This window comes from Prevotella melaninogenica, from assembly GCF_003609775.1.
GTDB lineage: Bacteria > Bacteroidota > Bacteroidia > Bacteroidales > Bacteroidaceae > Prevotella > Prevotella melaninogenica_A.
The window spans coordinates 1,032,836-1,045,889 of sequence record NZ_AP018049.1 but is presented as its reverse complement, the minus strand read 5'-3'; the positions used below and the strand labels follow the sequence as shown (position 1 = coordinate 1,045,889).

The 13,054-nt window shown below is 41.9% G+C and carries 8 protein-coding genes and 2 tRNA genes; 5 read left to right on the top strand and 5 right to left on the bottom strand.

The genetic code is table 11. The features are described from left to right. Positions 1-49 precede the first annotated feature (49 nt). The 5 genes from carA to PMEL_RS04255 all read left to right on the top strand — a co-directional run bounded on the left by carA (position 50) and on the right by PMEL_RS04255 (position 6,660). Positions 50-1,126: a glutamine-hydrolyzing carbamoyl-phosphate synthase small subunit gene (gene carA / locus PMEL_RS04275; RefSeq protein ID WP_120174117.1), complete on the top strand. Its 1,077-nt coding sequence runs from the start codon at positions 50-52 to the stop codon at positions 1,124-1,126. Further along, positions 1,126-4,350, top strand: coding sequence for a carbamoyl-phosphate synthase (glutamine-hydrolyzing) large subunit (gene carB / locus PMEL_RS04270; protein ID WP_120174116.1), 3,225 nt, complete (start codon positions 1,126-1,128; stop codon positions 4,348-4,350). The genes carA and carB overlap by 1 nt, the downstream gene beginning before the upstream one ends. 166 nt (positions 4,351-4,516) lie before the next feature. After that, positions 4,517-5,104 (top strand): hypothetical protein, encoded by a 588-nt coding sequence (locus PMEL_RS04265; protein ID WP_120174115.1) that lies wholly within the window; start codon positions 4,517-4,519, stop codon positions 5,102-5,104. Between the two features lie 106 nt (positions 5,105-5,210). Then, positions 5,211-6,071 carry a patatin family protein gene (locus PMEL_RS04260; protein ID WP_120174114.1) on the top strand — a complete coding sequence of 287 codons (861 nt, stop codon included), beginning with the start codon at positions 5,211-5,213 and terminating at the stop codon, positions 6,069-6,071. Between the two features lie 103 nt (positions 6,072-6,174). After that, positions 6,175-6,660 (top strand): low molecular weight protein-tyrosine-phosphatase, encoded by a 486-nt coding sequence (locus tag PMEL_RS04255; protein ID WP_120174113.1) that lies wholly within the window; start codon positions 6,175-6,177, stop codon positions 6,658-6,660. Between the two features lie 268 nt (positions 6,661-6,928). On the opposite strand, the gene PMEL_RS04250 is transcribed toward PMEL_RS04255, so the two are convergent. From PMEL_RS04250 to PMEL_RS04230, 5 genes are all read right to left on the bottom strand, one after another. After that, positions 6,929-8,116 carry an AGE family epimerase/isomerase gene (locus PMEL_RS04250; RefSeq protein WP_120174112.1) on the bottom strand — a complete coding sequence of 396 codons (1,188 nt, stop codon included), beginning with the start codon at positions 8,114-8,116 and terminating at the stop codon, positions 6,929-6,931. A 178-nt stretch (positions 8,117-8,294) separates the two neighbouring features. Further along, on the bottom strand, positions 8,295-11,123 hold the full coding sequence (uvrA, locus tag PMEL_RS04245; RefSeq protein ID WP_120174111.1) for an excinuclease ABC subunit UvrA: 2,829 nt from the start codon (positions 11,121-11,123) through the stop codon (positions 8,295-8,297). Positions 11,124-11,312: 189 nt separating this feature from the next. Further along, on the bottom strand, positions 11,313-11,996 hold the full coding sequence (locus PMEL_RS04240; protein WP_120174110.1) for a gliding motility-associated C-terminal domain-containing protein: 684 nt from the start codon (positions 11,994-11,996) through the stop codon (positions 11,313-11,315). A 790-nt stretch (positions 11,997-12,786) separates the two neighbouring features. Beyond that, a tRNA-Tyr gene (locus PMEL_RS04235) sits at positions 12,787-12,868 on the bottom strand. Positions 12,869-12,872: 4 nt separating this feature from the next. Next, positions 12,873-12,950 (bottom strand) — tRNA-Val (locus PMEL_RS04230). Positions 12,951-13,054: the final 104 nt, after the last annotated feature.

Below are 13,054 nucleotides of genomic sequence, written 5' to 3'. Positions count from 1 at the left end.
AATATTTCTTTTCATGAAAAGAAATTTCAATCCAACAATACTATAAGCAATGAGGAACGTAACTTTAGTCCTAAGTGACGGAACAAAATTCCATGGAAAGTCGTTTGGATACGATGTCCCAGTGGCTGGTGAAGTAGTCTTCAATACTGCTATGATGGGCTATCCAGAGAGCTTGACTGACCCTTCGTATGCGGGGCAGCTACTAACAATGACCTTCCCATTGGTAGGTAACTATGGTGTACCACCTTTTACTATTGAGGAAAGTGGTATTCCAACCTTCATGGAGAGTGATAAAATTTATGCCTCAGCCTTGATAGTGTCTGACTATACAGAGGAGCATTCACACTGGAATGCTGTGGAGAGTCTGGCTGACTGGCTGAAGCGTGAACACGTACCGGGTATTACTGGTATTGATACACGTGAGCTTACCAAGGTGCTGCGTGAGCACGGTGTGATGATGGGTAAGATTCTCTTTGATGATGAACCTGATAATATTCCAGAGGCTGATTACGAGGGTGTAAACTTTGTTGATCGTGTTTCAACAAAGGAAATTATTCGTTACAATGAGGGTGCAGGAAAGAAGGTTGTCCTTGTTGACTGCGGAGTAAAAGCAAATATTATTCGGTCATTGATTACCAGAGGTGTTGAGGTTATCCGTGTACCTTGGAACTATGATTATACAGGTATGGACTATGATGGTCTCTTCCTTGGTAATGGTCCTGGTGACCCTGATATGTGCAATGATGCAGTTGAGATTATTCGTAAGCAGATGAGCATGAGTAAGAAGCCTATCTGCGGTATCTGTATGGGTAACCAGTTGCTTTCAAAGGCTGCAGGTGCAAAGATTTATAAGTTGAAATATGGTCATCGTGGACATAACCAGCCTGTTCGTATGGTGGGTACAAACAATTGCTATATCACCTCACAGAATCATGGTTATGCTGTTGATGCATCCACATTAGACAAGGATTGGAACGAACTCTTTGTCAATATGAATGATGGTAGTAACGAAGGTATCTGCCACAAGGAGAACCCTTGGTTTACCTCTCAGTTCCACCCAGAGGCTTGCTCTGGTCCGGTTGATACTTACTTTATGTTTGATAAATTCGTAGAAACATTGAAATAATGAAAGACGAGTCAATAAAGAAAGTCCTGATACTTGGTTCAGGCGCATTGAAGATTGGTGAGGCAGGTGAGTTTGATTACTCTGGTTCACAAGCGTTGAAGGCATTACGCGAGGAAGGTGTTTCTACGGTTTTGATTAACCCAAACATTGCTACTGTACAGACATCTGAGGGTGTAGCAGACCAGATTTACTATCTTCCTGTTCAACCTTACTTCGTTGAGCGTGTTATTGAAAAGGAGCGTCCTGATGGTATCTTACTGTCTTTTGGTGGACAAACCGCATTGAATTGTGGTGTTGAGTTGGATAAGACTGGTGTTCTTCAGAAGTATAATGTAAAGGTTTTAGGTACTCCTGTTAAGGCTATCATGGATACTGAGGACCGTGAACTCTTTGTAGAACGACTTGATGAGATTGATGTAAAGACTATCAAGAGTGAGGCTTGTGAGGATATCGAGCAGGCACGTGTGGCTGCAAAGAACCTCGGCTATCCTGTTATTGTTCGTGCTGCATACGCATTGGGCGGCCTTGGTAGTGGTTTTGCTGATAATGAGGATGAGTTGAATACACTCTGTGAGAAGGCTTTCTCCTTCTCTCCTCAGGTGTTGGTTGAGAAGAGTTTGAAGGGTTGGAAGGAGATTGAATACGAGGTTGTTCGTGACCGTTATGACAACTGTATCACAGTTTGTAACATGGAGAACTTTGACCCGCTTGGTATTCATACTGGTGAGTCTATCGTTATTGCACCATCTCAGACCCTTTCTAACAGCGAGTATCATAAGCTCCGTGCACTGTCTATCAAGATTGTACGCCACATTGGTATTGTTGGAGAATGTAATGTTCAGTATGCTTTTGACCCAGAGAGTGAGGACTATCGAGTTATTGAGGTAAATGCTCGTCTTTCACGTTCTTCTGCTCTTGCCAGCAAGGCAACTGGTTATCCTCTTGCTTTTGTTGCTGCTAAGTTGGGTATGGGCTACGGACTCTTTGAGTTAAAGAACTCTGTAACAAAGACCACCTCTGCTTTCTTTGAGCCAGCACTCGACTATGTAGTCTGCAAGATTCCACGTTGGGACCTCAGTAAGTTCCGTGGTGTTGATAAGGAGTTAGGTTCAAGTATGAAGTCTGTCGGTGAGGTAATGGCTATTGGTCGTAACTTCGAGGAGGCTATTCAGAAGGGACTTCGTATGATTGGACAGGGAATGCATGGCTTTGTTGAAAACAAAGAATTGCAGATTGACGACCTTGATGCTGCTTTGCGTGAGCCTACAGATAAGCGTGTTTTCCTTATTTCTAAGGCAATGCACAAAGGATATACAGTTGATCAGATTCATGAATTGACCAAGATTGATCGTTGGTTCCTTAATAAACTCAAGCATATCATAGATATTGATGAGGAACTGAAGACTAAGAATATCAACACACTTGATAAGGAACTTCTGCGTACAGCAAAGGTTTATGGCTTTACAGACTTCCAAATCGCACGTGCTGTTGGACTGGAAGAAGAATGCAAACACATGCACGAAGCGATGCGAATCGTTCGTCGTCTGCGTAAGAGCTTTGGTATTCTTCCTGTTGTTAAGCAGATTGATACGCTCGCTGCAGAATATCCTGCACAGACCAATTATCTCTATGTAACATACGCTGGTGTAGCTTCTGATATTACGTTCCCTAATGATCGTAACTCGGTTATCGTACTTGGTTCAGGTGCTTATCGTATTGGTAGCTCTGTAGAGTTCGACTGGTGTGGTGTTCAGGCATTGAATACTATTCGCCGTCAGGGTTATCGTTCTATCATGATCAACTATAATCCAGAAACTGTGTCAACGGATTATGACATGTGTGATCGACTCTATTTCGATGAGTTGACCTTCGAACGTGTTATGGATATCATTGATGCAGAGAACCCACATGGTGTGATAGTGTCTACTGGTGGACAGATTCCTAACAACCTTGCGATGTATCTTGATGAAGAGAATGTACCTATTCTTGGTACTTCTGCAAAGGATATTGATAACGCTGAGGACCGTGCTAAGTTCTCGTCTATGCTCACAGAGAATGGTATCAACCAGCCTGAATGGAGCGCGTTGACAAGCATGGACGATATTGATAAGTTCGTTGACCGTGTTGGCTTCCCAGTACTTGTACGTCCATCTTACGTTCTTTCTGGTGCAGCAATGAATATTTGTTCAAATAAAGACGAACTTACTCGCTTCCTTCAGTTGGCTGCAAATGTCAGTGTAGACCATCCAGTTGTGGTAAGTAAGTTCATTGAATATGCTAAGGAGATTGAGATGGATGCTGTTGCACAGGATGGTGAGATCTTGGCATACGCTATTTCTGAGCATATTGAGTTTGCTGGTGTTCACTCTGGTGATGCTACAATTCAGTTCCCACCGCAGAAACTTTATGTTGAAACTATGCGCCGTATAAAGCGTATCAGTCGTCAGATTGCGAAGAAGTTGCATATCAACGGACCATTCAACATTCAGTTTATGGCACGTGATAATGATATTCTCGTTATTGAGTGTAACCTCCGTGCGAGTCGTTCATTCCCATTCGTTAGTAAGGTCTTGAAGATAAACTTCATCGACTTGGCTACGAAGATTATGCTCGGTGCGCCTGTTGAGAAGCCTAATAAGAACCTCTTCGACCTTGATTATGTAGGTATTAAGGCATCTCAGTTCTCATTCAACCGCTTGCAAAAAGCCGACCCAGTATTGGGTGTTGATATGAGTTCTACTGGTGAGGTAGGTTGTTTGGGTGATGATACCTCAACAGCTTTGTTGAAGTCAATGCTGTCAGTAGGTCTTCGTATACCTAAGAAGACTATCCTTCTTTCTACTGGTGGTGCAAAGCAGAAGGCAGCAATGCTTGATGCAGCAAAGATGTTGAAGGAGCATGGTTATGAACTTTATGCAACAGTCGGTACATCAAAGTATCTCGCAGAGAACGGAATTGAGAACACTTGTGTTTATATGCCTTCAGATGAAGGAATGCATCCACAGGCACTCGACCTTCTACATGAAAAGAAGATAGACATGGTTGTGAATATGCCAAAGGATCTTACTCCACGTGAGTTGACCAATGGTTATAAGGTTCGCCGTGCAGCTATCGACCTCAATGTACCATTGATTACGAATAGCCGATTAGCAAGTGCGTTTATCTCTGCTTTCTGCAATGTCAGTTTGGATGACATTGACATTAAAGCATGGGGAGAATATTAATAGTTTGTGAGGGTTAAAGGAGTTAAGGAAGTTAGAAGGAGTTTAGTAGCAATTACCATTGTTGGGGTTAATACCTTTTACTAAACTCCCTTGACTTCCAAAGCAAGGATTAGGACATTTTGCCTTAACTCCTTCTAACTCTTTTAACTCCTTTAGCTTCTTAAAGATGAAACTACATTCTATGAAGTTGCTGCCCTTAGTCTTTGTGGCTATCTCTGCAGTGGCTTTTATGTCATGCTCTGGCTGTTCTTCGCGTGGAGTAGGGCATTATGATACAACACAGGTCGACACAATGTTGGCTGTCGATCTCGATAGCAATCCGTCTGGTGATGGGACGTATATTTCTTCATGGACCTATCTCAACGATTCTGCAGTAGCCAATATGCAGAGTGCTCCAAACAAGAAGTCGCAGATAACTCCTTCTAATCGTATGAACATTCGTGTACGTTATCTCGGACGTGTAGGTGTAGAAGCATGCATGATTCTTGGTGATGGTGAGCAGTTTGCAGGCAACAGTTATGATACAACCAACTTTGTTCGTGTCTATGCGTATGGAGAGGAGGTTGGTCGATTCAGTTATAAGCCAGGTATCAGTAAGCAAACTGATTCAGCCTTTGTTCAGACTCCAGAGGCTTTTGTTGAATGTCTTCGTAAATATCGTTCCTTCAAGATTGAGACAACAACTTTTACCAGTGGAACACTTGTTTATAGTTTTGATGCTATTGCAGCATTGGCAAATAGAAAACAAAAGTAAGGTGTTACCGTTATGGTAATCTTTTTTTAGTTCGATGGTATAGTTTATGCCTCTTATTATCAGAATATATTATTATAAAAAGGTAGTATAGAAAGGATAAAACATTATGAAGAAAGGACTTGTATTAGAAGGAGGAGCCATGCGCGGCTTGTTTTCTGCTGGCGTAATGGATGTTCTGATGGAAAATAATATATGGCCTGATGGCGTTATAGGAGTTTCTGCAGGTGCTGCCTTTGGTTGTAATATGAAATCAAAGCAGGCAGGACGAGTAATCAGATACAATCAAAAGTTGGCAAAAGACTGGCGTTATGCTTCTCTACGTTCGCTCTTGACAACAGGTGATTACTTTGGTGGTGAATACGCTTACCATTATATGCCTCGTCATATTGATTACTTCGATGTTGATACCTTCCGTGAGAATCCAATGGAGTTTTGGGCTGTATGCACAAACGTTGGAACTGGCAAGGCAGAGTACAAGCGATTGATGGAGGTTGATGATAATTGTTTAGAGTATATTCGTGCCTCTGCATCTATGCCTATTGCTGCTCGTATTGTGACGGTAGAAGGTAAGAAGCTTTTGGATGGTGGCATTGCAGATTCTATCCCTCTCCGCTTCTTTCAGGAGCAAGGCTATGAGCGTAATTTGGTTGTTCTTACTCAGCCAGAGGGTTTTGTGAAGGAACCAAACTCACTGATGCCCCTTATGCGTATGTGGTTACATCGTCATCCACGTGTTGTAAGAGCTTTGGAACAACGCCATATCATGTATAATGAGCAGTTAGCCTACGTTCGTGAAGAAGAAAAGAAGCCCAATACCTTAGTGCTCCGTCCAAAAGCAAAGCTAACAATAGGACATTTCTCACATGACCCAGCAATGATGCAAGCTACTTATGATCAGGGTAGGGAAGTAGCTTTAGAACATCTAAACGAGATAAAAGAATTGTTTGGAGTAAGTGAGATGAAATAAATGATGTATTGTTCTAAAAGAGAACTCATACTTTATTACATTATAAGTATAAATCAAATTAATTATTTGGCAGTAGAGAATCTGTCACAAAAATAAGATGAAAATGGATACGACAACAAATGAGAAAGTGAGTATTTTGTTTATTTGCTTAGGCAATATTTGTCGCTCTCCGGCTGCGCATGCTGTGATGCAACATCTTGTTGAAGAACGAGGCTGTGCAGACCGATATATGATTGACTCGGCGGGAATTGGTAATTGGCATGTAGGACAGTTACCTGATAAACGGATGCGTGAACATGGAAGACAGCGTGGATATAGCGTTGACCACCGTGCTCGGCAATTTGATGCGCGTAGAGACTTTGATCTATTCGATAAGATTGTCGTAATGGACGAGGATAATTATCGTAACATTACGTCTCAAGCACCTAATGAAGCGGCACGAGAAAAGGTCGTACGAATGGCAGATTTCTTTACTCAACATCCTTCTGCTACTTGTGTTCCTGACCCTTATTATGGTGATGCAGATGATTTTAACTTAGCTCTTGATTTAATAGAAGACGGCTGTGAGGGTATTCTTAATACTATCTAATGCTTTCCATTTTAGGGCAGTATAACTCTTCTCTAACAACAAACAATACTCATTTTAATGACCTGTTGTTAGGTATTAAGTACTCCGCACCATTGGTGCTAACCGTTAGCACATATCGTGCTAAGCATCCGCACGATGTGTGCTGGGCGTTAATACGTCAGTAGACAATGGACTAAAAAGGTCATAATAAGTATTATAAAAAACTCCCATAACAAACCATTGCTGGTAATGTTATGGGAGTTTTTATTTTATCCTTTGGTATCTCAGACTATTCCATAGTCTTTAATATCTCCTGACAAAGCATATAGCCCTTAATCATCATACGTGGAACATGGAATGGTCCCTTGAAGATATTACCCTTTGCAGGCTGTGCAACGGTTCCGTCACGATGGAGATAACCATACCATTCTGGGTAGTCTTGGTCAGGGAAGTGGGCGTATGTCCACTCGCTAATACGCTGATGACGATAGAGATACTCCTCGTCGCCTGTTCCAAGGTAGGCATAGAGGGAGGCAATGATTGTTTCGCACTGTGGCCACCAGAACTTCATGTCTTGTGAATAGTCCTGTGGAGGGAGGTTACGACAGTCACAGAAGTTGATGATACCACCATATTGCTTGTCCCATCCCCAGTCCCATGACCAGTCGAAGATGGTAAGGGCGGTGTCGAGTAAGTCTTTATCCCAGTTGCGCAACTTAGCTTCCTCCATGATAAACCATGCAGTCTCGATACAATGACCAGGGTTGATGGTACGTGCTGCATTGGTATCAATGAATTCTCCCTTTGGACCAACTGTTTCAAGCAATGCCTTGAACTCTGGGTGCATGAAGTAGCGACGGAGCAATGAGATAGACTCGTCAATCTGCTGAGTCAGTGTTGGGTCGTCAATTACTGCACGCAGACGTGAACCAACGTTGATGAGAATCATAATGATAGAATGGCTCTGCATCTCTACACCTGCTTCATATTTAGCAGGAAGAAATCCCGGAGTAGAGAGAAAACGCTGTGCATCGTGGAATACCTGCAATGCTCTTTCTGCGTAATGCTTGTCACCTGTAGCCAAAGAGTATTCTGCAAAGGCAATGGCAGCGAATGTTTCTGAGAAAACATAGCGACGCTTACGCAGTGGTTTACCTTCTGCTGTTACCTCAAAATACATGTGTCCATCCTCGTCAAAGCAATGCTTCTCAATGAAGTCGATGGCAGACTTAGATGCCTCAAGCCATTCCTGATTCTTCTCTACATTGTTGTAAGCAAAAGCACAGATGAAAGCCCATCGACCTTGGAACCACACCGACTTGGTTGTGTCCATCAATGAACCATCACGATTCAGACAAGTGTATATACCGCCATTCTCCTTGTCCCAACCATGGTTCAACCAGAAAGGCATAATGTTGTTTGTAAGGTCGTTCTTGTAGGTTTCAGCCCATGAACGCAAGTATTCTTTTTTATCCATAATTTTAGGTGATATAGACAATGTTTTAATTTTTAGCTGGATAGTGAAGTAGGGGGGACAATCTGTATCGTTGTATAGCTGTCCTCTACTACTGTACTTTGGCAAATTTAGGACTAATTTATCAATTATCCAAAGAAAAGAATTGAAAACTCTTTCTCTCTTGCCAATAGGGAATATCTTATTTTAATGCTTTTGCAAGAAAGCGGGAAGTATAGCTTTCCTTATTCTTTGCCACAACCTCTGGTGTTCCACAGCCTAACATACGACCACCACCACGACCACCTTCAGGTCCCATGTCAATGATGTAGTCTGCAAGTTTGATAACATCGAGGTTGTGTTCGATGATGATAACGGTGTTGCCACGGTCAACAAGCTTCTGTAGTACGTCCATCAAGATACGTATATCTTCAAAATGAAGACCAGTAGTAGGCTCATCAAGGATGTAAAGTGTCTTACCAGTGTCACGCTTTGCAAGTTCGGTTGCCAACTTAACACGCTGACTTTCACCGCCAGAGAGGGTAGTGGAACTTTGTCCAAGCTTGATATAGCCCAAGCCTACATCTTGTAATGCTTTTATCTTTGGCAGAATCTGTGGTACATTCTCAAAGAATTCTACAGCCATATTGACAGTCATGTCGAGCACATCGGCTATTGATTTTCCCTTGAAACGTACTTCTAAGGTCTCACGATTATATCGTTTACCATGGCAGACCTCACAAGGTACCATCACATCGGGTAGAAAGTTCATTTCAATGGTTTTGTATCCATTACCGCCACATGTCTCACAGCGACCTCCCTTCACATTGAAAGAGAATCGGCCTGGCTTGTAACCACGAATCTTAGCTTCGGGAAGATTGACGAAGAGTTGGCGGATATCAGAGAACACACCCGTGTATGTAGCAGGGTTACTGCGCGGTGTACGGCCGATAGGACTTTGGTCAACGTTCACCACCTTATCAATGTTATTAATGCCTTCAATCTTTCCGTAAGGCATAGGACGTTTCAGAGAGCGATAGAAGTGTTGTGAAAGTATAGGCTGTAATGTCTCATTGATGAGTGTACTCTTTCCAGAACCAGACACGCCAGTGACTACAATTAGTTCGCCAAGTGGGAAGGTTACGTTCACATCTTTTAGGTTATTACCCTTACAACCAGTGAGTTGGATGGTCTTTCCATTTCCTTCTCTGCGCTCCTTAGGAAGCTCAATGGCACGTTCACCGTTCAGATATTGTGCTGTGAGCGTGTGTGTCTTAAGCATATCCTCGGGTTTACCTTGGAATACAACCTCGCCACCTTTGCGTCCAGCTTTTGGTCCAATGTCTACAATCCAATCAGCAGCACGCATCATGTCTTCGTCGTGTTCAACAACGATAACCGTATTTCCCATGTCACGTAACTCTTTCAGAGAGTTTATGAGTCGCTCGTTATCGCGTTGATGAAGACCGATAGAAGGCTCGTCGAGGATGTATAGCACGTTGACAAGTTGTGAGCCTATCTGTGTAGCAAGTCGAATACGTTGACTCTCACCACCAGATAGCGTGGCACTTTGACGGTTTAAGGCAAGGTAGTCAAGGCCTACATCGAGTAGAAAGTTTATACGTTTACGAATCTCTTTTATGATTTCAACGGCGATAGTACGCTGCTTCTCGCTCATGTGTTCCTCAACATGGTCAACCCAGTCTTTCAGCTCGGTGATGTCCATTTCTGCAAGATCCGCAATGTTTTTATCCCATATTTTATACGATAAAGCCTCGCGATTCAAACGATGACCATGACATTCTGGACATTGAGCTTCGGCTATAAATTGGTCTGCCCACTTCTTTCCTGCTGAGGAGTCATCGTTCTCCATAACAGTACGTAGATACTTAATGATACCATCAAAGGACACAAAGTAATCGGAGGTGGTATGTACAAGTTCTTTAGCAATCTTCAACTTCTCCAAAGAACCATACAAAACCTCATCCATAGCTTCCTTAGGTATATCCTTGACAGGAGTCTTAAGGTCGCAATTATGCTTCTTTAAGAGAGCGTCTATCTGCCAGAAAATCATCTGGTTCTTGTATTTTCCTAAAGGAACTATTGCACCACTATGGATGTCTTGTTTGTCATCTGGAATCACTTTCTTCAAGTCAATCTCATCGATGACACCCAAACCTTTACACTGAGGGCAGGCTCCTTCGGGTGAGTTGAATGAGAAGATGTTTGGCGCAGGGTCTTTATAAGCAATGCCCGTAACTGGGTCCATCAGTCGTTTAGAGAAGTATTTGGCTTCATTTCGTTCGTTATCAAGAATCATAATTAAGCCTTCTCCCTGCTTCATTGCAGTTGAAATGGTCTTTGCCAAACGCTCACGTAGTGTGCTATTCTCCGTACCACCGAGTTTCATCTTGTCGATAACAACCTCGATGTTATGGTTCTTGTAACGGTCAACTTTCATACCACGTGTAAGCTCTTGTACCTTTCCATCGACACGAATATACAAGTATCCCTTGCGTCGCATCTGCTCAAAGAGTTCACGATAGTGACCTTTACGGTTGCGAACAAGTGGCGAGAGAATATATATCTTGCGGTCTTGATAATCAGACATAATCATATCCACCACTTTCTCCTCAGTGTATTTCACCATCTTTTCACCGCTCATATAAGAGTATGCTTCACCTGCACGAGCAAAGAGTAGACGGAGATAATCGTATATCTCTGTAGTTGTACCGACAGTAGAGCGAGGATTTTTATTTGTTGTCTTCTGTTCAATCGAGATGACAGGGGATAGTCCTGTAATCTTATCTACCTCAGGACGCTCCATGTTTCCAAGGAAGTTGCGTGCGTAAGCAGAGAAGGTTTCAATATAGCGACGCTGACCTTCGGCAAAAATAGTGTCGAAAGCAAGTGAACTCTTTCCTGAACCAGATAGTCCAGTGAAGACGGTAAGTGAGTTGCGTGGGATAGTTATGTCTACATTCTTCAGATTATGTACTCTGGCGCCGAAGACTTCTATTTTCTCATTCATGGGGTTGTTGGGTGTTTGGTGTTGAAAGTTGGGTGTTTATGAATTGTTGATTGATAGGGGTTGGGTGTTTGGTGTTGAATGTTTAGTGTTGAGGATTTCCTCCGTGTCAATGGTTTTCTTGATGGTAAGAAATGATGTAAATCACAATTCATTACCACCTATCATTCATCACCCATCACCCACTTAGCATCACCTTGTCGACTGTGTGTAACCTCTGAGTAGGTTGACATCTCGTCGAATGCGGAACTCTTTGCCGTCAGCTCCTTTAGCGGTTACATTGACAAAGTAAGTTCCTTGAGCAACATCTTTGCCTTTATACTTGCCATCCCAACCACCAGCAGGGTCATTCCATTCGTATATCTTTTGTCCCCAACGGTTAAAGATGATTGCTTTAAACTCTACAATACTCTTATATCCAGGCTTTGCACGATAGACATCATTGATACCATCTCCATTCGGTGAGAAGGCATTAGGCATTTGTAGACTACTCTCACTGATGGAGAAACTGATAGCATTGTAGCGTGTGGTGTCACCATTCAGTATTTCATAAAGTACCACTCTCGTCGTTCCAGCCTCTGTGAAGGTATATTCGGTGTTCTCATCATAACGGATAAGAAAAGCCGAGCGAGGATTCTGTTGATTGAAGAAATGCCATTCGTAATTTGTGGCAGCATCCTTTATTGTAGGTGGATTAGCTGAAAACGCAATCGTCAAAGGAGCCGATCCAACATAAGTATCACCTGCTGCAATTGTGTTGGTCTCACCATTTGCATCGGTATATTTACCTGAAGGTTGGCAATTCTGTGCCCATGTTATAGAAGATAGAAACATAGACAGCAGCACACCAAATATTCTAAATTTATATTGTTTCATTCTAATAGTTCGTTTGATGTTACCTTGAAAAATGTATAATCGTGCAAATTTACACAATTTTTCCCATACAAACAAGTAAATCTATCTGTCTGAGCAGGATAATAATATGGATTTTATCTGCTAAAACTTAATTAGCATATTCTCTCACTGCGGCACCTCTTTGTAATTGGTAATAGCGCATTCGCTTAGAGATTGTAAAACTTCATACGATATTATTTTTGGTAAAGTGAGGTGTATCTCTCTTAAAATCACAATAAAATGGCTTAGCTCTAACAATATTTATAAGTCATTTTAATCTGTGTGGAAAACCACTGTTGCTCTTTGTGTTATCGTCTTCTCCACTGTTACTTTAAGCTTCGTCCTCTCTGCTTCTCTGTGTGCCTTATTATGTAATAGCTTTAGCTTATCACACCATATTTTGGAATATGCAGATTTTTGTAAACATTTTGCTTGTTAACTTTGTGTTTATATTTTGTTTACTATAATAATTTAATTTCTTTAAAATAAAATTTCCTGTCACTGCTTTCATTCGAGAGGTGTTTATAACTACCTTATTTATAGTATGTTTATGAGAAATGTTAAAAGTGACAGTAACATAAAACTAAAACTACTTATAGTATTATAGTTGAATTTCTGCAAAGGAAATAAGTATTTTGTCTGTTAAAAACAATGTACATGGAGATGCTTTGTCTGGGTTTTCTACTGAGCCAGTTTAGGACTCCCCCGTTTATTAAATGTTAGTGGATATAAAAAGCAAAAGAGTTGCAATCATCTGATTACAACTCTTTTGTGGGTAGTGATGGATTCGAACCACCGAAGCTAGAAGCAGCAGATTTACAGTCTGCCCCATTTGGCCACTCTGGAAACTACCCAAGGTGGTGGGCGTTGACGGATTCGAACCGCCGACCCTCTGCTTGTAAGGCAGATGCTCTAAACCAGCTGAGCTAAACGCCCTTACTTTTCGTAAGCGGTTGCAAAAGTAGTCATTTTATTTTAACTGTGCAAACTTTATCAAGGTTTTTTCTTCTTTTTCTTTATATGACAAAGAAATGTTCTTT

Coding starts and splice junctions, on each gene's coding strand:
- carB (WP_120174116.1), top strand. CDS start 1,126: ATGAAAGACGAGTCAATAAAGAAAGTCCTGATACTTGGTTCAGGCGCA.
- carA (WP_120174117.1), top strand. CDS start 50: ATGAGGAACGTAACTTTAGTCCTAAGTGACGGAACAAAATTCCATGGA.
- PMEL_RS04250 (WP_120174112.1), bottom strand. CDS start 8,116: ATGGATAAAAAAGAATACTTGCGTTCATGGGCTGAAACCTACAAGAAC.
- PMEL_RS04265 (WP_120174115.1), top strand. CDS start 4,517: ATGAAACTACATTCTATGAAGTTGCTGCCCTTAGTCTTTGTGGCTATC.
- PMEL_RS04260 (WP_120174114.1), top strand. CDS start 5,211: ATGAAGAAAGGACTTGTATTAGAAGGAGGAGCCATGCGCGGCTTGTTT.
- PMEL_RS04240 (WP_120174110.1), bottom strand. CDS start 11,996: ATGAAACAATATAAATTTAGAATATTTGGTGTGCTGCTGTCTATGTTT.
- uvrA (WP_120174111.1), bottom strand. CDS start 11,123: ATGAATGAGAAAATAGAAGTCTTCGGCGCCAGAGTACATAATCTGAAG.
- PMEL_RS04255 (WP_120174113.1), top strand. CDS start 6,175: ATGGATACGACAACAAATGAGAAAGTGAGTATTTTGTTTATTTGCTTA.